At 39.2% G+C, this 19,603-nt stretch carries 24 protein-coding genes and 2 riboswitches; of the genes, 18 read left to right on the top strand and 6 right to left on the bottom strand.

What is annotated here, in order from left to right; all coding sequences use genetic code 11:
- Positions 1–96: 96 nt before the first annotated feature.
- A riboswitch (TPP riboswitch) is annotated at positions 97–198 on the bottom strand.
- 61 nt (positions 199–259) lie between these two features.
- The gene (gene norA / locus IEX94_RS17725) at positions 260–1,432 is read right to left on the bottom strand and encodes a multidrug efflux MFS transporter NorA (RefSeq protein ID WP_188859324.1); all 1,173 of its coding nucleotides are present in this window, start codon (positions 1,430–1,432) and stop codon (positions 260–262) included.
- A gap of 428 nt (positions 1,433–1,860) precedes the next feature.
- Between norA and crcB the strand changes: the two genes are divergently transcribed.
- A complete protein-coding gene (gene crcB, locus IEX94_RS17720) occupies positions 1,861–2,235 on the top strand; it encodes a fluoride efflux transporter CrcB (protein ID WP_188859323.1) in 375 nt (124 codons plus the stop codon).
- Positions 2,236–2,240: 5 nt separating this feature from the next.
- Positions 2,241–2,594, top strand: coding sequence for a CrcB family protein (locus IEX94_RS17715; RefSeq protein WP_188859328.1), 354 nt, complete (start codon positions 2,241–2,243; stop codon positions 2,592–2,594).
- A 192-nt stretch (positions 2,595–2,786) separates the two neighbouring features.
- Here IEX94_RS17715 and IEX94_RS17710 read toward each other — a convergent pair whose 3' ends face one another.
- The 4 genes from IEX94_RS17710 to IEX94_RS17695 form a co-directional block, all read right to left on the bottom strand.
- A complete protein-coding gene (locus IEX94_RS17710; RefSeq protein ID WP_188859322.1) occupies positions 2,787–3,737 on the bottom strand; it encodes an ABC transporter permease in 951 nt (316 codons plus the stop codon).
- Positions 3,730–4,650, bottom strand: a complete 921-nt coding sequence (locus tag IEX94_RS17705) for an ABC transporter ATP-binding protein (RefSeq protein ID WP_188859321.1) — start codon at positions 4,648–4,650, stop codon at positions 3,730–3,732. The genes IEX94_RS17710 and IEX94_RS17705 overlap by 8 nt, the downstream gene beginning before the upstream one ends.
- 283 nt (positions 4,651–4,933) lie before the next feature.
- Positions 4,934–5,686 carry a cyclase family protein gene (locus IEX94_RS17700; RefSeq protein WP_373290856.1) on the bottom strand — a complete coding sequence of 251 codons (753 nt, stop codon included), beginning with the start codon at positions 5,684–5,686 and terminating at the stop codon, positions 4,934–4,936.
- 75 nt (positions 5,687–5,761) lie between these two features.
- A riboswitch (SAM riboswitch) is annotated at positions 5,762–5,865 on the bottom strand.
- Positions 5,866–5,994: 129 nt separating this feature from the next.
- Positions 5,995–6,435: a hypothetical protein gene (locus IEX94_RS17695; RefSeq protein ID WP_188859326.1), complete on the bottom strand. Its 441-nt coding sequence runs from the start codon at positions 6,433–6,435 to the stop codon at positions 5,995–5,997.
- Between the two features lie 299 nt (positions 6,436–6,734).
- On the opposite strand from IEX94_RS17695, the gene IEX94_RS17690 reads away from it, so the two are divergent.
- A complete protein-coding gene (locus IEX94_RS17690; protein WP_188859319.1) occupies positions 6,735–7,652 on the top strand; it encodes a LysR family transcriptional regulator in 918 nt (305 codons plus the stop codon).
- A gap of 173 nt (positions 7,653–7,825) precedes the next feature.
- On the opposite strand, the gene IEX94_RS17685 is transcribed toward IEX94_RS17690, so the two are convergent.
- Positions 7,826–8,065, bottom strand: coding sequence for a thioredoxin family protein (locus IEX94_RS17685; RefSeq protein ID WP_156857059.1), 240 nt, complete (start codon positions 8,063–8,065; stop codon positions 7,826–7,828).
- Between the two features lie 156 nt (positions 8,066–8,221).
- On the opposite strand from IEX94_RS17685, the gene IEX94_RS17680 reads away from it, so the two are divergent.
- From IEX94_RS17680 to IEX94_RS17610, 15 genes are all read left to right on the top strand, one after another.
- Positions 8,222–8,890, top strand: coding sequence for a response regulator transcription factor (locus tag IEX94_RS17680; protein ID WP_188859317.1), 669 nt, complete (start codon positions 8,222–8,224; stop codon positions 8,888–8,890).
- Positions 8,891–8,922: 32 nt separating this feature from the next.
- Positions 8,923–10,251, top strand: a complete 1,329-nt coding sequence (locus IEX94_RS17675; RefSeq protein WP_229782788.1) for a sensor histidine kinase — start codon at positions 8,923–8,925, stop codon at positions 10,249–10,251.
- 123 nt (positions 10,252–10,374) lie between these two features.
- A complete protein-coding gene (locus tag IEX94_RS17670) occupies positions 10,375–11,286 on the top strand; it encodes an ABC transporter ATP-binding protein (RefSeq protein ID WP_188859314.1) in 912 nt (303 codons plus the stop codon).
- Positions 11,283–11,990, top strand: coding sequence for an ABC transporter permease (locus IEX94_RS17665; RefSeq protein ID WP_156857063.1), 708 nt, complete (start codon positions 11,283–11,285; stop codon positions 11,988–11,990). The genes IEX94_RS17670 and IEX94_RS17665 overlap by 4 nt, the downstream gene beginning before the upstream one ends.
- Positions 11,991–12,722 carry an ABC transporter permease gene (locus tag IEX94_RS17660; RefSeq protein WP_188859312.1) on the top strand — a complete coding sequence of 244 codons (732 nt, stop codon included), beginning with the start codon at positions 11,991–11,993 and terminating at the stop codon, positions 12,720–12,722.
- A 231-nt stretch (positions 12,723–12,953) separates the two neighbouring features.
- Complete coding sequence (gene fosM, locus IEX94_RS17655) at positions 12,954–13,376, top strand: FosM family fosfomycin resistance protein (RefSeq protein ID WP_188859311.1); 423 nt, start codon at positions 12,954–12,956, stop codon at positions 13,374–13,376.
- Between the two features lie 21 nt (positions 13,377–13,397).
- Complete coding sequence (lspA, locus tag IEX94_RS17650; RefSeq protein WP_188859310.1) at positions 13,398–13,850, top strand: signal peptidase II; 453 nt, start codon at positions 13,398–13,400, stop codon at positions 13,848–13,850.
- A gap of 96 nt (positions 13,851–13,946) precedes the next feature.
- On the top strand, positions 13,947–14,420 hold the full coding sequence (locus IEX94_RS17645; protein ID WP_188859309.1) for an SRPBCC family protein: 474 nt from the start codon (positions 13,947–13,949) through the stop codon (positions 14,418–14,420).
- Positions 14,421–14,776: 356 nt separating this feature from the next.
- Complete coding sequence (locus tag IEX94_RS17640; RefSeq protein WP_156857068.1) at positions 14,777–14,980, top strand: protein YkzT; 204 nt, start codon at positions 14,777–14,779, stop codon at positions 14,978–14,980.
- 292 nt (positions 14,981–15,272) lie between these two features.
- The gene (locus IEX94_RS17635) at positions 15,273–16,568 is read left to right on the top strand and encodes a DUF5068 domain-containing protein (protein WP_229782787.1); all 1,296 of its coding nucleotides are present in this window, start codon (positions 15,273–15,275) and stop codon (positions 16,566–16,568) included.
- 116 nt (positions 16,569–16,684) lie between these two features.
- Positions 16,685–17,032 (top strand): putative RNA methyltransferase, encoded by a 348-nt coding sequence (locus IEX94_RS17630; protein WP_156857069.1) that lies wholly within the window; start codon positions 16,685–16,687, stop codon positions 17,030–17,032.
- A gap of 15 nt (positions 17,033–17,047) precedes the next feature.
- Positions 17,048–17,491, top strand: coding sequence for a hypothetical protein (locus tag IEX94_RS17625; protein WP_188859308.1), 444 nt, complete (start codon positions 17,048–17,050; stop codon positions 17,489–17,491).
- Between the two features lie 24 nt (positions 17,492–17,515).
- Entirely contained in the window at positions 17,516–18,124 is a 609-nt protein-coding gene (locus tag IEX94_RS17620; protein WP_188859307.1) for a hypothetical protein, read from the top strand.
- A 77-nt stretch (positions 18,125–18,201) separates the two neighbouring features.
- On the top strand, positions 18,202–18,696 hold the full coding sequence (locus tag IEX94_RS17615; protein ID WP_188859306.1) for a hypothetical protein: 495 nt from the start codon (positions 18,202–18,204) through the stop codon (positions 18,694–18,696).
- A 73-nt stretch (positions 18,697–18,769) separates the two neighbouring features.
- Positions 18,770–19,168 (top strand): hypothetical protein, encoded by a 399-nt coding sequence (locus tag IEX94_RS17610; protein WP_188859304.1) that lies wholly within the window; start codon positions 18,770–18,772, stop codon positions 19,166–19,168.
- The last annotated feature ends 435 nt before the right edge of the window (positions 19,169–19,603 follow it).

Raw genomic sequence — 19,603 nt, 5'->3', positions numbered from 1 at the left:
CCTCAAATTTCTTCATTACAGGAATGCTCCTATTGATAATAAAAAAACTGCATTCCTAAGGGGAATGCAGTTTACACATTAATTTTAACAACATAATATTCGTAAACTGCACTTCCCCACGCTAGTATTATCTAGATCGGGTAGTAAGGGTCGGATTAATCCTCTCAGCCACATGACGCAGCTCCCCTAGTGCTTATGTTTTGATATGCAGTTATTCTAATTCCAGATTGTATACATGTTTCGGTATTTTGTAAAGTATTTAATCAATTTTAATATCCGGTTTCTTCCAAAATATAGTGATAAGGAGACAGACGACAATAACGATCGAGCTGAAAACAAACGGATAATTGATATCTATATCAAATAAAACCCCACCAACTACTGGACCAAATACATTAGCAAGGGACGTGAAGAATGAGTTCATGCCGCCAACAAAACCTTGCTCATTCCCGGCGATTTTTGATAAATAGTTGGTAACAGCTGGACGAATCAGGTCAAACCCAATAAATACCGTGAAGGTTACCGCCATTACTTGCCAATAAGAATTAGCGAGTGTCATGGCAAAGACCAGCATAGCAGAAATGGCGAGCGACCAGCGAATAATATTGATTTCTCCGATCAACTTTGTTAACCAATCGAACAATACAACCTGGAAAATCGCTCCGATAATCGCACCACCTGTAATGGCAATCGCAATGTCAGAAGGAGTGAATCCGTGCTTATGATCAGTATAAAGGCTGAAGAAAGAATCAAACGCGGCAAGACCGAATGTTGATATTAAAATAACAATAAAAGCGATGAAAAACATCGGCATAAACACTTTCCTCAAGCCACTTTTGCCGAGTTCTTCGGTCATATCAGCCATATCGTCTGTTTTCGACTTCGGCTCTTTTAAGGATAAAATCGAAACGAAAGCAACAATTAAACCACACGCCGCAGCAGAGAAGAATGGTACACGCGTACCAATCCCTGCTAAGAAGCCACCAATTCCCGGTCCGATAATAAATCCGGTACTAATCATCGCTGACATATAGCCGAGTGCTTTAGGCCGCGTTTTCAGCGTCGTAATATCTGCGATAAATGCGGTAACAGCAGGCATGATGAATGCGGCACTTATTCCTCCGAGAATTCGTGAGGCGAACAATACTTCAATTGTTTTACCAAGACCAAATAAAAACTCGGAAAAACTGAAGATAAAAAGACCAATGACAATCATGCGTTTACGCCCATATTTATCAACTGCTTTTCCAGCCAAGGGCGAGAAAATCAATTGAGCTAAAGCGAATGCAGCCGTTAAATAACCGACAACAGTACCACTGATGCCGAGTTCATTCATAATAGTTGGCAGAACCGGTATAACAAGTCCAATTCCTAAAAATACAAAGAATATATTTGTAAGCAGAAGCGTCAATGTCCAATCTTTCTTTTTCATAGCTTTTTCTCCTAGGTGATATGATATTCTGTACTAAACATAGAAATTTTACTCTGATTCGATGAGAGATGCAAGCATATATTACTATTTATTATAACTTAATTTTCGCAACCTGAAACAATTTAAGCAAGCTAGCAATTGTAGTAATTATCTCTCGTTTTATTCTCCCATTTTGCGCATTATGTATGCTTGATAGGATGGCTGAACTGCTTTGACTTTTACAAATGCGACAGTTGCTTGCGTTAATATCTTAATAAAGTGAAACTTCATTCAGCGGGGGGGGTCCTTCTCCTCCACTGAATGTTAGTTGAACAGAATCAGGGATTTACGGACTGTATATCGCCCGCCTTAACATTTTGGTTTTCCCTCATGTTTAGAGATGGGTAAATTACAGACTGTTAATACGTGATAAAAAGGATGTTGGATGAATGATTTATATCTATATTGGACTTGTCGGAGCACTCGGTGCGATGCTGCGGTATAGTATAGGAATTCTAATTATGACAGAACATGTTTTTCCCTATGCGACGTTATTGGTTAATTTGATAGGGAGCTTTTTACTTGCGTGGCTGACTTACGGACTGTTTAAAAGGATTCATCTGGATGAAAAGCTGAAAACAGCGATAACAACGGGTTTTGTCGGCTCGTTCACTACATTCTCCGCTGTCAGTGTGGAAACGGTTGAGTTGTTCCAAAATCAGTCGATGTTACTTGGGTGCGTCTATGTTTTTGTGAGTTTGGTTGGAGGGCTTGGTATGTGTGAAGTTGGTTTTCGGGTTAGTAGGGGAGTTGGAGAGAAATGAACTGGATGTATTTATTAATCGTTGGTGTCGGTGGGTTTTTTGGCGCGATTATGCGTTATTCGATTTCGGGGAAGATGAACGATCCGGAAAAAGCCGTACCAATGGGTACACTTCTCGTCAATCTGACAGGTGCATTCTTGCTCGGATTGCTTATAGGTGCAGGGGTAGATGAATTATTACTTCTCTTATTGGGGACAGGTTTTCTTGGTGCCTTTACGACATTTTCAACGTTGAAACTTGAGATGGGAGTGTTGTGGAGGAAGGGGAATAAGCGGGAGTTTTTCCTTTACACTGGGCTGACGTATGTTTTGGGGATTGCTTTGGCGTTTCTAGGAGTTGTTTGTGGGAGTTATTTTTAGGAGGATTGCAATTATAAAACAAGGACGGTGTTCTATCATCTATTTACCATAAAAAGGAGGAACTTGCAATGCAACTAATTCAGTAACCAATACTTCAAAAAGAGGCGATGGCCGGTGTTACTGCTCCATCTTCAGGCGTTGCATTATTTAAAATAAAGGTTCCGCCAATTGAGACGGAACCTTATTAAACGGTTAGTGACCTGCAACATCCCGCTTCGCAAAGAAGATCCAGGTAATTGCTGCGAAAATAATATAGTAGACAACTAGTACGGTAACGGAAAAGCCGAGTGTCATTCCTTCCATCATCGGTGTGTTCCCGTTAAAGTACTGGGACAGGTTTGTATTTGCAAATAGAATGTATTTCGCCCAGTCCCGTTCTATGAAGAAGAACACAATCTGGTTTCCAGCTAGCATAAGAAAAATTGCGAGTCCAATTGCTAGCGCGCTGTTTCTGAAAATGGAAGAGATCATAAAGGCGAATGTCGCCATCATGAGCAAGTTCACAAGACTGAAGCCGTAATCGGTTATAATCTCCCCAATAACTGGAACATATTCCACTCCATCGCCTTTTTCAAGAACGATATGAGGATTCATCCCGTCAAAGCCGATGAAAATTCCTCCGATTATCCATGAGAAGAGGAGCACGAATAAAAACGTTATAAATGAAAATATTAGTACGGCGCTATATTTTGATATTAAGATTTTCGTCCGTGAAATTGGTCGGATGAGCAGCAACTTAATCGTTCCCCAGCGGAATTCGTTAGCAAGAATACCGGCAGCAACGATGATGGTAAAGAGACTGACAAGGGAAAGCAGCATCTCATTTTCCATTACAAATTGCCACGCACCGTAACTTTCAGGCATAATATCATGTTCTAAATAATAATTATTGATTTCAATGAACGTTGAATTAAAGGACTCCATATCGGGAAATTCTTCGGTATCTTTCATGTATTCGGCATTCTCTGTTTCCAGCGTCTCTCTCCACGTATCTTCTTCATATGTCATAAAGTCCCCATAAGTTTTTGCCAACAGGCCGACCCCAATAATGATTAATGCCAGTATGACATACATTGCCCAAGTCGATTTCAAACGGTAGATTTTAATCACTTCATTTTGTATGAGATTTAGAAAATTAGTCAATGATATTCTCTCCAATCAGATCAAAGAATTTATCTTCGAGAGTTGATTTGGTGACTTGCACTTCATAAATGAGAATATTTTCTTTCACCAAATCGGAAATGAGTAGCGGGATATTCTCCTTCTCGGTTTGGAACGTGATTTTACCGTTTGTTTGGGCAGCAGGTGTTTTACGATTGACGACTTCAAGGGCTTTTTCAAGTGGTGTTGCTTCCATTTCCACTTGCAGCAGTTGTTGTTCGCCTGCTGGTGTATTTTCTTTCACAGCTTGAATCGCCACAAGCTCGCCATTTTTAATAATGCCGATCCGGTCGCAAATTAACTCGATTTCGGACAATAGGTGGCTGGAAATGATAACTGCAACATTATGTTCGGTTGCAAGTTTCCGGATATATTGTCTGATTTCCCGAATGCCGGCAGGGTCTAGTCCATTCGTCGGTTCGTCGAGTATGAGAACGGATGGCTTATGTAATAAAGCTTGGGCGATTCCTATTCGTTGTCGCATCCCAAGTGAGTATCGGCCAACTTTTTCATTCATTACTTTTTCCAGACCGACAAGTTTAACCGTTTCATCAATTCTTTCCTGCGTAATCCCTGGAATCATCCTTGCATATTGTTTTAAGTTTTGTGCGCCTGTTAAAAAGGGGTAGAGCTCTGGATTTTCAACGATTCCGCCAACTTCACGGATTGCTTCTTTAAATTCTGTTTTAATACTTTTGCCGAGAATATGTACGTCGCCTTCTGTAAGTTTCATTAACCCTACCATCATACGGATTGTCGTTGTTTTCCCGGCACCATTTGGTCCAATGAAGCCGAATACTTCCCCTCTATTAATGGTAAAGGAAAGGCCTTTAATGATTTCCTTATTGCCGATACGTTTTCGGACATTCGTCAATTGCATTGCAATTTCGGTCATTCTATTCCCTCCTCTATCGTGTTCTCTAGGTGGTACGGAAAAAGGGGTGGGAAAGTTTCATTTTTACTGATTTTGGTAATAATATATTCAAAAAGATGATCGGCAGAAATGTTTTTCTAGCCGATCATCTTTTACTGTAAGGGCACTTCCGCCTTTGATTTAAGGGGAGCTATGCTTTTATATTACCCCATACTTTTTTTGCTTCTGTGCTACCTCACTGAATGAAGTTTCACTTTATGAATAAACCAAGAATACTCGTGACTTCAGTTGTGAGAGATTTAATTTAGGGTAGTATTGCGAACGATCGTACAGGAAATCCACTTGCTTTTTCAGGCTTTGGAACGATATTGAAAATGATGGCACCTTTTGTTGGAACTTTATCCAGATTGGTTAGCAGTTCGATCTGATAGGTGTCTTGCTCTAGTACGTAATATTCTCCGATGAGTCTGCCATTTTTTGCAGCGTCGATAGCGGAGTCGGTGTCAAAGGTTTCGTGGCCGACTGCTTTGATTTTTCTTTCTTCAAATAGGAATTCGAGGGCGTCAATTCCCCAGCCGGGAAGATGTGGATTACCGTCTTCATCCTTATTCTCAAAACGCTCTTTATCTGGCCAAGGCTTGCTCCAATCGGTACGTAAGGCGACAAATGTGCCTGCTTCAATTTCACCGTGGACTGCTTCGAATTTGAGGATATCTTCTTTCGTCAAGGTGAAGTCATGGTTATGTGCTGCTTCCCTTGATTTATCAATGACTATGAGCGGTAAGACAAGTTCTTTTAATTTAAGTTCATCAAGGTAGCGCTGATGTCTTACGAAATGAATTGGAGCATCGATATGAGTACCGTATTGTCCGGCAAAAGAGAACTGTTGGGCAAAGAACCCATCGTCATGGTTGTAAAGTGTCTTGAATGCGGCATCATCAAATGCTGCAAAATGCGGTGAATCAGGGCCGAAAGTGTGAGTCAAATCAACCCATTCTTTTTCTTTCAGTAGTGAGATTGCTTTTTGTAATTCTATTGCTGCTTGTATTGTCGTCAATTTCATCCCCCCTAAAATTATAAAAAACCCTCTTCTTGAAATAAGAAGAGGGTTAGGTAGCATATCTGCCGGCTCTTCTTATCTTCGAGCAAATGCATGCTCCTGGAATTGGCACAGTACTCCAAAAGCCTGTTGCCGAGGTCTCAAAGGGCCAGTCCCTCCACCTCTCTTGATAAGAAAAAAATATTAAGAAATTAGTTAAATAATAGAATATACCGAAACAAGAAAAAAGTCAACATTTAATTCGGGGACAGGGGGACAGAGCATCTGTCCCAACTGGGACAAATGCTCTGACCCCCTGTCCCAGTTTACCGGCAAAAAATAATTATTTCATAAGGGGTTGTTTGGGCTGGAATACTCTTTGTTGCTGCACCATAAACAACAATTAAATTTCTCCTTGCAGGGTTTTGTTTGAAGTCTTGCCCGTTTGTTAATTGCATCTGTGTATCAGGACCGATATTTAGCTGCAAAGAACCGTCACTGCTGATTAATTGCTCATTAAAATAACTTACCTTTACTTGGCTATATGGATTTTCCTTCACGATAACTAATGCCCGGTATTGCGGTGGATAAATTAAAATTGTGGCTGCATCCCCATCATAATAACCGGTGATCTGATCCCCGACTTTGATTTTTTCCTGATATAGAAAGAACGTATCTGGTCCTGCAACGAAGTTAACGACAGTACCGGCATCATTCTGAACAGATATAAACTTGTAACAACCGAAATTATCATTAGGCGGATACATCGGAAAGTCATCTACACTTGTGACGCGGCCGGTAAAGGATTTGAAATTGATTCTACTCACTGGAACCACTCCTTTTTATAAAATTAGCCCACAATAGTTTATGAGAACTTAGGTTAAAAGTGCTGGAGTGGGACAAGTGCTCTGACCCCATTGTCCCAGTGGGACACGGGGGTCAGAGCACTTGTCCCACTTTCTATACAGGGTGTGTTGGTTATGATTTAATGGAAATAATGGAAAAGTTATTGAGGTCGTTCGGTATATGGATGTTTAGACCATAATAAAGATGGAGGAGGGATTTAATGGAATTAAGACAGCTGGAATATTTCATGACTGTATGTGAAGAACTGCATTTTACGAGGGCTGCTGAGAAATTGAACATTGCCCAGCCGACATTAAGCCAGCAAATCAAAGTTTTAGAAGGCGAGGTAGGAATTCCGCTCTTTGACCGGATAGGGAAAAAGACTGCATTAACGGAGGCCGGAGAGATTTTATATAAGCATTGTAAGCAGATTTTCTATGAATTGGAACAAGCACAAGCGGCAATTGGAGAACTGAATGGGTTGGAAAGAGGAAGGCTTACAATCGGATCCTTGCTTACTTGTATGAATTACCTACTTCCTCCTGCACTAGTTCGCTTCAAAGCTCTTTATCCGAATATCAAACTGTCTGTCCATGGATTGCGGACAGAAGAGATTGAAAGAAGCATACTGGAAAATAAACTGGATCTTGGTCTTACGTTCCTGCCGAATGGAAATGATGAGTTGGAGGAAATTTCATTATATACAGAGGAACTGGCACTTGCTGTTCCCAAAGGTCATCCACTTGCGATAAAGTCGGCAGTAAACTTTGATCAAATTACCAATATCCCATTAATACTTATGCCGGAAAATTATCAACTTCGGCAGTTAATTAAGGGCTACGCTCGAACTGTCGGGATCACGATTAATCCGGCACTTGAGCTGACAACATTGGAATCAATTATCCAACTGACGGAAAAAGGTATGGGAGCCCCCATTTTACCACTGCCGTACTTTGAACATTTAAATAATCAAGATATAAAAGTTGTGAAAATACTAAATCCAACCCCACAAAGGGAAATTGGTATTATCTATCGAAAAGATAAATTCATGTGTACAGCAACCAGAGCCTTTATCGGAGAAGTGACGAAAGCAGTAGCAGGTGGGGTAGAGGAGCAGGCTATTAACATCAATCCATGAAAAAAGCAGTTCAGGTACTAAGTTGTCTGAACTGTTTTATCAATTATATTTCTATAAATTATGTAAATACAGTGGGACAAGTGCTCTGACCCCCTGTCCCAACCCCCTGTCCCACTGACAAGAACGCCCGAACCGTCGCCCTAGGGAGATTGGTTCGGGTGTTGTTTTGGTTTTTAGTCTTTTTTAACATCTTCCATACTTGCGCCGTAATTAATATGATAGGTCTGTCCGTTCAGCACTAATGCTGGAACAGATTTTACTCCAGCCTCTTCTGCTTCATTGATTCTAGAAGGATTTTCCTCGAAATGGACAATTTCTAAATCTACTTTCGAATCATCTAGATAATCTAATACCATTTTTTCCGCATTGACGCATACTGGACAACCCGCATGATAAAATATTGCTTTCTGCATGTGAATACCTCCTTTTTCTCTTATATTTAGCTTAGAACAAGTAGGTAGCTATAACAATTAGAAATTTTCTATCGTAATGATAGGTTTTAACTATGCTAAGATAAAAGAATAGAGTAAATGATAATAAAAAAACATGAATAATAAATGGAGGGGCATATGGTTCATATATTATATATTGAAGATGATAAAGAAATAGGTCATTGGGTCTCAACAGATTTAACCGAAAGAGGTTATAAAATAACATGGTTGCAGTCTGGGGAAAATATGGAGAGCTATTTGACTTCGATAGATTTAGCGATTTTAGATGTAATGCTGCCAGGATTAGATGGATTTTCTCTTGGCAAGCGTCTGAAAAAAAGCGCACCAGATATACCAATTATTATGCTTTCCGCTCGAACTGCCGTGGAGGATAGACTGGAAGGTCTCCGTTTTGCAGACGATTATGTGACAAAACCCTTTCATCCCGATGAACTCGCTGCCCGGATTGAAGTATTGCTGCGAAGGTTCCAGCGACATGACGAAGTATTAGAAATTAAGCATTTGCAGATTTACCCGAAAGACATGCGGATTATCAACAAAAATAATGAGGAGGAAATATTATTAACAGGTAAACAATATCATTTATTCCAGTACTTTATCCGACACTTAAATCAAATATTAACAAAAGAGCAATTATATGAAGGTATCTGGGGAGAGAGCTATATCGAAGGTGATAAAACATTAATGGTGCATATCCGATATTTACGAGAAAAAATTGAAGAAAATCCATCTGTACCAACAGTCATTGAAACGATTCGCGGTATTGGATATCGGGTGAAACAATGAGGAATTTCTTCAGGTCTCTGTTGGCAAAATACATGCTCCTAATCGTGATCGCAATTTCTTTAGTACAAATTGCTTCCATAACGATTGGACTATTTGTATACGGATTCGCCGAAAATGTTGAAAACCGTTATCTTAAAGAGGGAATAGACACGGAAACGATTGAAGAAAGATGGCATGAAGATGCGAGCCATCTAGAACAGATTTCAGAAGAGGTTATCCAGCAACACTTTGCTAAATGGAAAGAAGACTTTCCAGAGGCTACAATGTTTTGGGTAGATGGGTCCGGGATATTACGAGAAAAAATTGGTAGCAATCATGATATTCCAACGGAGTGGAGTGCAAGAGAAACTGCATCCTTTATTAAAAGCCGGTATGATGGTGATCCTTTTACTGTCATTGCATTAATGGAAGAATCGGATGGTTTTATTGTTTTTGAAATACCTCGCGAGGCCCTGCAACTCCCAATGCAGTCTGTTTACGATCATTATGGGGATATTTTGATAATCGGACTATTGTCGATTGTTTTATTGTTCATTATCGTATCCTTTCTATTTTTCCACCGGATTAGAAAACGGCTTTTACACCTTCAAGAAGCAATGGAAATAAGGGATGTCGACGGTTTGCCACTAGCCATTCCAGTTAAGAAAAAAGATGAAATTGGCCAATTAGAACAAACGTTTAATCAAATGGTTGACGAACTAAGAAAAAGCAAACAGCGGGAGCAGGAAGAAGAGCGACTGCGAAAAGAATTAATTGCGAATCTTTCTCATGACTTAAGAACACCACTGACTAAGTTACGGGCACAATCCTATTCCATCTCGAAAATGGATCAAGGTGCGGAGTGGAATAAGGCTATTCAACAATTAGAAGTCTCGATTAAAGATATGGACCGGTTAATTGAGAATCTGATGTCGTACACCCTGCTTACGGCGAGTAAGTACCAAATCAAGCGAAAAGAGATTGACATTGTACGTTACGTTCGGGAGCATTTAGCCACTTGGTATCCCGTGTTTGAAAAGGAAGGCTTCGAAATTAACATCGATTTGCAACCATTAGATAGTAGTTATTGGGAGGTTGATCCTGTTTGGATAAGTCGAATCATAGATAACGTGCTGCAAAATATTTTAAGGCATACAAAGGAAGGAAAGTATGTAGAAGTAAAAACGAAAACGACTGAGACCTATGATGCACTTCTGTTTAACGATAAAGGAGATGGAATCGATAAGGGTTCGGATTATAGTGGTGCAGGCATCGGACTATCTATTATAGATATGATGGTGCAGGGATTAAATTTAGATTGGGAGATTCATTCCAGTAACAATGGAACAACCGTTAAAATAATCAAATATCATAAGAAATAAATATATCAAAGAGTGTATGTGCTGATAACCTTCTGTCCGCGTACACTTTTTTTAAACAAAATTTAAACAAGTTCCAACCTTGTTTTTAAACCTCATTCTTTAAGATAAAAGTGAGGTGAGAAAATGGAATACATTGTAGAAACATCAAACTTATCAAAGCGTTTTGGAAAAGACTTAGCGGTAGAAGGATTGAATATGAAAATCTCAAAAGGAGAGATTTATGGATTTTTAGGACCGAATGGAGCGGGAAAGACGACAACGATCCGGATGCTCTTGGGCTTAATGAAACCAACTTCAGGAAGGATTCGTATCTTCGGACAAGATATAAAACAACAACGAAAAAATATATTAGCAAAAGTTGGTTCGTTAGTTGAGAACCCATCCTATTACCCGCATTTAACAGCCTATGAAAACTTAGAAGCATTACGAAAAATAATAGGGGTTCCGAAGCAAAGAATTTATGAAGTGTTGGAGATTGTTCGGCTAACAGAAGTAGCTGACAAAAAGGTGAAAGGTTTCTCTCTCGGGATGAAGCAACGGCTTGGCATTGCTATGTCCTTATTAAATCAACCACAGTTGCTTATTTTAGATGAGCCAACGAATGGGTTGGATCCTTCAGGCATTATTGAAATACGCGAGTTAATTAAACGGCTGCCAGAAGAGTTTGGAATGACGGTGCTTATTTCCAGCCATTTATTGACTGAAATCGACCAAATGGCAACAACAGTAGGTATTGTTACAAAGGGAAAGATGATTTTCCAAGATTCTATTGAGACAATGCGAACGTTAGCAGGCCATGCCATTTCATTAAAAGTTAGTCAAGCGGAACAAGCATGGCGTTTGTTGCTGGCAAATGGAATGAAGGTGGAGCATGAAAGTGGTTTAATTATGTTGCATGAAAGTTCCAATGAAATGGTTGCAGAGGCAGTCAGACTACTCGTGCAGGCGAATCTATCCATCTATCGGGTGGAAGAAGAGAAAAGATCGCTGGAAGATATTTTTCTTTCCATGACGAGGGAGGATTCAGCGGTATGATCAGCATGATGCAAACTGACTTTTTGAAAATAAAGCGGAAAGGATTCTGGTTTTTAACGTTTCTCGGACCTATTGGGGTCGTTGCGTTGCAGATGGTAAATTATGGTGTAAGAAAAGAATATTTATTGCAGCAAAGTGAGAATGATTGGTTGTATTACTTACAAAATATAAGTGTGTTTACCCCGCTTGCCCTTGTATTAGGTATTGCGATATTTACCTCCTTCATAGCAAGTATAGAAAATGAGACCAATGCTTGGAAACAGCTCATTTCTCTCCCGGTTTCCAAGATGATGGTTTATTTATCAAAGTTTACAATTCTTGCCTGTCTGTTGTTCATCTCATCCATTTTATTAATGCTATTTACACTTGGATTTGGCATTTTCCTTTCATTTGATGAGGCAATTCCGTGGTGGGAATTGGTGAAGTATAGTTTCTATCCATATTTTGCTGCGTTGCCTGTATTAGCATTACAGCTATGGATTGCGACGGTCAGTAAGAACCAGGGGGTGCCGATCACAACTGGTATATTTGGTGTGATTTTTGCTTATTCCGCTTATATGTTGCCTGATTGGATGATTTGGAAATGGCCGTCCTTAATGAATCAATGGGATGAGCCGTTGATAAATGTATTGTTAGGTCTTGGTGTTGGATGCCTATTGTATGTCATGGGTATGCTCGACTTCACAAGAAGGGATGTGAAATAGATGGGAGCTGTTCTACGGTCTGAATGGTACAAATTGCGAAAGTCAAAAATTTTACCGATTATATTTGCTGGTCCACTCATTGCGATTATCATCGGTGCCCTGTTTAACTATGATTCTATGGAAGGTGGATTTAATAAATGGTACTTGGCTGTTCTATCAATGAATCTAACTTATGCTCTATTATTTTTACCATTAATTACAGGTGTATTAGCAAGCAGCATTTGCAGGTATGAACATCAGGCAGGTGGATGGAAACAATTATTAGCATTACCGGTAACACGGGGGAATGTATTTATTTCCAAATATGTGCTCCTGTTATTGCTTGTTTTTCTAATCCAATTACTTTACCTTGGAGCTATTTATATCGTTGGAATAATAAACGGATTTACAGACCCATTTCCATTGGAAATCATTTGGAAGAGTATTATTGGCGGTTGGCTTGCTACATTTCCACTTGTCGCCCTGCAATTATGGATGTCAATTGTCTTTAAAAGCTTTGCCGCTCCATTTGCTGTAAATGTCATTTTCACTTTACCAACGATATTAGCAGTGAACTCGGAACGGTTCGGTCCCTTCTACCCTTGGGCACAACCTTTTTCCATGATGTACATCGGGGGAAGCGCAGATGACGTATTCTTCGTTCCCTGGGAACAAGTGCTAACAGTAGTTGGAGGAAGCTTCATCATATTTTTCCTAGGCGGATATATTTACTTTCAAAGAAAAATGATTTAGTGAATTGGGACAAGGGGTCAGAGCACTTGTCCCAGTTGTGTTTTCATTTTACAAGAAGTGATACAAAATGATTCTACTAACTGCTTGTTTTAGTTATAATACGAATAGGTTGATGAGATTAAATAGATATTAAACGTTAAGGTCTGTTATTGTATCATACTCTGATACAAGGGCAGACCTTCGTTTTAAGCTTTATATATACATAGAAGATATGAGAAGGGGAGTGCTACAATGTCCATTAAAGGACTTAATCATTTACTTTTTTCCGTTTCCGATTTGGAGAACTCAATCGTTTTCTACGAGAAAGTATTTGACGCGAGATTACTTGTTAAAGGCCGAACGACTGCTTATTTTGATTTGAACGGAATGTGGCTAGCGCTGAATGAAGAAAAGGACATCCCGCGTAACGAAATTCACCAATCCTATACACATCTTGCATTCTCTATAGCTGAAGCGGATTTTGAAAAAATGTATAACAAACTAGAGCAGTTAAATGTGCATATTTTGGAAGGGCGTCCCCGTGATAAGAAAGACAAGAAATCCATTTATTTCACAGATCCAGACGGGCATAAATTTGAATTCCATACAGGTACACTGGAAGAGCGATTAGATTATTACCGAGCAGACAAACCTCATATGGAATTCTTTGATTGAGTACCGAGAAAGTAGGTTCTTATGTTATTTTACCTTATTACTATTATTTTCGTTTTAATTGATCAAGCAACGAAGGTCTTTGTCAGAATGAACTTGGCTTTGTATGAAAAAGTGACTTGGGCGGGAATCGAGTTCACTTACATTGAAAATAGTGGCATGGCAGGTGGCTTTTTCCCTGGATATGCAAGAGCTTTCGGGATTATCTCCGTATTATTTGTGATTTTCATCTTTTATTTGAGAAGGAGTGAAGCGTGGAGAGGGCCACTCATCGATATCAGTCTAGGTTTCCTTGTTGGGGGAGCGGTGGGGAATGGAATGGACCGGTTATTACATGGGCAAGTGACAGATTTCATTGTTCGTTCTGGCGGAATTCTTAATGTAGCAGATCATGCACTGGAAATTGGTATCGTTCTCTTTATTATCCATGAGCTCGTTCAATGGCTAAAGCGGAGGAAGCGCGTTAAAAGTGAGTGAGCAATAAGCTATATTGATTTGGGATGAAATGATTATCTACGGTTAAAATAAAAACATAAGAATACAGGAACTAATTAATACAAAGGAGCTAATCAAGTGATCGCAAGAATTGAAAAGTTAGACCAAGTCAAGACAGCTGTATATGTACGAAGGTTAAACCATTCAGCAGCGGAAGTTTGGGCATACTTAACAGAAAATGAAAAACTAAAGCAATGGTTTGCTGAATTAGAAATACAGTCATTAGAACCTGGAGGAACCATTCACTTTAATTTTGGCGATGGAAACTATGAACAAATTGAGATACTTGATGTAGAAACGAATAAACGATTCTCCTTTACATGGCCACCTAAGAATACGGTTCGATTTGAATTAAAGGAAACAGCAGGTGGCTGTGAGCTTACGTTTAGGGAATTTTTGTACGAAATCGACGACCATACAGCTAAAGATTTAACCGGCTGGCATGTTTGTTTGGACGTGATTGAAGCTCTACTCGACGGTAAATCGATTGAGAACCGAAAAGAATATTGGGAAAAATATTATCCGATTTATCACGCATTAATGGGTCTGTAATACCCCCACATCTAAACATGAGGGAAGCCCGCCCAACATGTGAAGGTAGGGGATATACAGTCCGTAAATCCCTGATTCTGTTCAACTAACATTCAGTGGGGAGGGAAGGAAGCCCCTACTGAATGAAGTTTCACTTTATCAAGAGCTTTTAAAAAGGGCTGAATAATAAAGCGGAGACGTGAAAAGTACATGAAAAGTGGGACAAATGCTCTGACCCCCTGTACCGCAATTGTTACAACTTTTTGGATGGAGAAATGACTCTTTTGTGAAGGATGTAATGTAGATGCGTTTTAGGAAGTTACATCATATATAATAAGATGTGAAAACAAATAAATCTTCCAGGAAGGTGCAAATAAATGAAAGGTACAGCATTACTAATCAATGACGATCAGATCGTAACGGTATTGGAGAATATTGGTCATGAGGTATATGAGGAGATAAAGCATCAGAAGCCCAAGGAGCATGTCCATTGTGAAATCAATAAGAAAAAAGTAGAATTCGGACCCATTACAAAGATTGTTTGGTTAGAAGATAATGTTGACTGGCAATATGGATATTAAAATATAAATGGAGATAAGCCAAAGCTTGCACTAAGACTTACTTTAGGGCAAGCTTTTTCTTCTTTAACATACTAAAAAAGAAAATATTGCAAATAAAAAACATTGTCAGCGCTAACCACGTCTGGTACTACTACATCTGTTACATAAGTTATAAGTCATGAGTTCTTTGACATAATAGAAGCGGATGCATTGGAAACTTCTGGTTCTTATTGATTAATTTCATAAAAATGAATAGACAATTCTTTCAGTTGTAGTAAGATAGCTTTTGTATCAATACAATGGAGGGGTTTTCATGAAGAAACGACTACTATTACTTGTTGTTATGTTTCTAACAGCGATAATTATTGCAGCTTGCGGAAATAAAGATGAAGGAGAGCCGGAAGAAACTGTTGATGCTGCCGAAGAAGATGAAACAGGTACAGAAGAGGAAGAAGTAGAAGAAGAGCCTGAAGAGGAAGAAGAGGAAGCAGAAGAGGAAGAAGCGGAAGAAGCGGAAGAAACATCTGCAGATGGAAATGATGGTGATTTCGCTGACCTCATTACATTTATGGAAGAAGAAACAGAAGGAACAGCAACTGTATTATATGAAAATAACGAAGCACAGACACATGAAATGGAAGGAGTTACGGTATCTTTAGATGGTTATTCATTGGTAGAGTTGCTCGACTTCCATCGTGATTACAGCATCCCGTTTGACGACCAGAATAATGGAGCGGTACTTATTGCACAATATACTATTGAAAACACGACAGATGAAGATTTACATTATATGACGACGTACGATTTAATAAATACAGATCGATATATCAATAACAATCGTGACCTCTTGCCGGAAGAGAGCCAGTTGCCGAACATTCTGTCTCCGTCGAATGATTATCTACTGGAAGCTGGACAAAAAATTGTTGGGTATTATGCGTATCCGATCGGTGAAGATCGTTTAGAAGAAATTCTTGATGTGGGCAGTGTTGATATAGCAATTTCGACACCACAAACGGATCCAGAAGATTTCTCGTCGATGATTGGTTCGGAAGGTCGCTTTACTCTTCCATTAGATGCAGAAAGTGCGGATAAGGAAGCGGATAAAGCTAGTCAAGGATTTTATGAAGATAAAGCAACTGCAGACAATATGGGTGACAAGGAAATGCTGGAAGAAGAGCAAGATATCGGTGAAAGTCAAGAGCTTGGTGATGTAAAAATTACGCTTGAAGGATACCAATTTACGAATTTCGTGCCGAATGCTGAAGAAGCTCCACGTTTCGAGGAAGATGAGGTTGTTCTTTTAACGGTTAAATTCGATATCGAAAATGGATATGATGAAGACCTTGCGAAGAATTCAATTTCTTCCACATTACACTTAAATGATGGAAAACAATGGACTTTAAACGAAGGAATGTTACTGCCGTATACAAATAGTGATGTAATTCCATCTGGAGACAGTGGTGAATTACTACAAATTTTCCTGCTCGACCAAGAACAGTATGAAGCGATCTGGAAAGATAAATCCTTTGAGATGGAACTTGGCCCAATGCGTAATGAAGAAGGAGAAGACATTTCCAAAGGGGAGAAAGCAGAATTTAAGTTAAAATAAGTTTGATTTTGTGTAGACCCTGTCAGGGAGTTTTCGCTCCTTGACAAGGTCTTTTTGAGTGCATTACTATATTCCCTGCAACCATAATCTATGCTAAAAATAGAACATTAAAACTCATGCTTGAAGAAAATACTGCGTTATTATTAAATGAGCATGCGAATATATTTATTTGCCCAGTATGTGGCAGAAAGGTAGAAGTTGTAGATCATAAAAGTATGATTTGTTCGAATCGGGATATGTTTGACTTTGCCAAGCAAAGGTATATCAATATGCTGACCCGTTTGATGAAGGTTAATTATGACAAGGAATTATTTACTGCTAGACAGCGTATCATCATGAAGCATAATTTATACCGGCAGAAAGAATGCCAGAAGAGAAACGGTTGTATCAGGCAACAGAACTCGCCGGCAGGATTGATGATATTCAGGTCATTCAGTAATGGGGGACACGAGAAACAAGCGTAAGAAGGAGCCGGTAAGATGACAGATGAAAGCAAACTATGGACTCTATTAATCACATCGTCCAGGAAGGCTGCCCGTCTAGGCATCATTATTCCGATTATATTTGCACTAACGGTGGTTATTACTGCTTTAACAGGAGTTTTCCTGCCGGATACATATGAGGGTTCCATCCAGGTGTTGAAGATTGGCTTAAGTATCGGCTTTTCGATTATTCTAGTATTTTACCTGATCACTTGGTTCTCCTGTCTGGATTTTTTAAAGGAAACGAAGCAGCAAGATATTGCAGATGAAAAACTGCGGAGACTGATTGTAATGAATCGTGTCAGCTGTATTATATTTATGATTCCCATCATCTTTTTCGTCGGCCTGTTTGGATTCTTTAAAGTGAAGACATTCGCGGAAGGAAAGGTGCAAAAGGGAACGTTAGACCAAATTTTATATCATTATTTCATCGACAGATAATGAATCGTAGGAGAGATAGGAAGTATGAAGAAGATAATTGGTATCCTAGTAGTCGGAGTATTATTCTTATCCGCTTGTACCGATGGAGATACGGAAGAAGTTGAATCCAACAGCGGACAGACGGAAGAGACCACGGAGCAGTTGGAAGAGAGTAACGGACAATCAGAAGGTAATCAGGAAGAAGTAGAAGATTTGACATTACAGGTGACGAAAGTGGATGAAGAGGCAGGAGTCACAATTGAAAATAGTGAGATCTATCAGGAGCTGAATGAATTCGTTAAAGAAAATTCCAAGTTTGGTACACCGAATGACTTTTCCTTGTTATCTGTTTCGATGGCAGAAGATCCTGATGGGAATCATCAAATGTTGTTCTTAGGGGTGAATCGCATAGGTACTCCGGTGAAAAATGTAAAGTTTGAGCTTACGATAGGCAGCACAGAAGGAGATATGGTCTGGGAGAATATTCCGATCACCTTGGATGAGGAAAATGCAGGGGTGTTAGAAAATAATGCAGCATTACCAATTTTCCTACCTGTCACTTCACAAGAACAAATTGACGTGATGAGAACGATTAGTCAGGAAAACGTGGTGATGGAGATTAGTAACTTTAACTTTGAGACGGTAGATCAGTAGACAATGATAGAGCCTCACAGCAAGTGGGGCTTTTTCTGTCAAAAAATGTGCCCTATAAATGGAAATGGAGGAGCGGGATGAAAGCAAGATATGTATTATTTACAGCCTTTTTAAGCCTAATAATCAATGGAATCAGCCTCTACAACCTTCCTATTGGATACATTTCCATCTTCGTCATGTTGCTCGTATTCATCCCCAATCTATTTCTGAAGATCATTGCAATCGGAAAGAACAAAAAAGCGAAGGGGGCTAATCATATATTGGTGAAAGCTGCGGTTGATTTTGAGAAAAATACTCACTCAAAAGTTCCTTATATTTTGTTGATCGTGATGATGTATATCGGAGGCGGTGCACTGATTTCTTTCAAAATCTATCAATATGATTATATAGATGCCCTCGTCACAGACAATGTTCACTTTCCTATGTTTTATATCGTTGCACCTTACTTAATTGGGGTGGGGTATGTTCTCTTTGTTGCAAGCCTGGTGATGATGACGGGTCATTTCAGAAAAATTTTCCGTGAAGCAGGTATGTTCCAGAAAAATGAAGAATCCAAGTATGTGGAGGGTTAATCTTAGGACATTGGAAAGATGATGCAGAGCAGTCGGCAAATAGGAGATATTCATAAATAAAGGTGGGGATGTAATGAAGAATAAGAATTTAAGGACAGGAAGATTGTTATCAAAAATCGGCGGAATGATTTGTCTAATTATCGCAGGCGTCATGCTTTTCATCAGTATGGTGAAACCAGTATCTATCACTCTCAAAGGGGAGCAATATATTGTGACTATATGGGAAATGGCCAGTTATCCGTCAGCTTTTCAATTCTGGATGGGAATTTTATTTTACCTGATTGTTTTAGGCATTGCAGGTCTCTTGATCAGCAAACGGATTTCTGTCATGCCGACAAAGGGACTTGGTATAACGTTAATCCTCTTGGGGATCCCTGCTTTACCAGTTGTGGGGGCGGGCGTGTTGTATATGATTGCAGGAGCACACATTGTGTTTGCAGCTGGAATGAAGAATATGCAAAACTCGATCTGATTTGATTTGGTCATGGCTTTAAAGGTTTCAGCGAGACATGCAGCTTACTTGAAAATACCTGAGTAAGGGATGGGTGTCTGCGCTAAACCAATTGTATCAACGTATATTCAGGATACAAAACGGAAAGTTATATTCGATGCTCCTACTTTGCAGGAATTTGCTATGAAAGCAAAAAAACAATTTCGTATTGAAATCTATGCTTGTTTATTTGGAGTAATCGTGGCTATTCTATGTTTTGCTTTGTTTTTTTCAATTAACAGGATACAACCGTTACTAATTGGTTGTTTCAGTATTTCGGCTCTATTTATCATACTTTTTATGAAGCCTTTCAGGAGATTAAAGATGCTAAAAGGGTTTATAGAAAATGAAATAAGCAATGAAATAAGTACCTAAATTGCAATATTAAATGCAACACTTTATGTGAAACCACTATAT

The sequence above is a fragment of the Oceanobacillus indicireducens genome (genome assembly GCF_014647195.1).
Lineage (GTDB): Bacteria > Bacillota > Bacilli > Bacillales > Amphibacillaceae > Oceanobacillus > Oceanobacillus indicireducens.
This window is presented reverse-complemented; position numbering and strand designations above follow the sequence as displayed.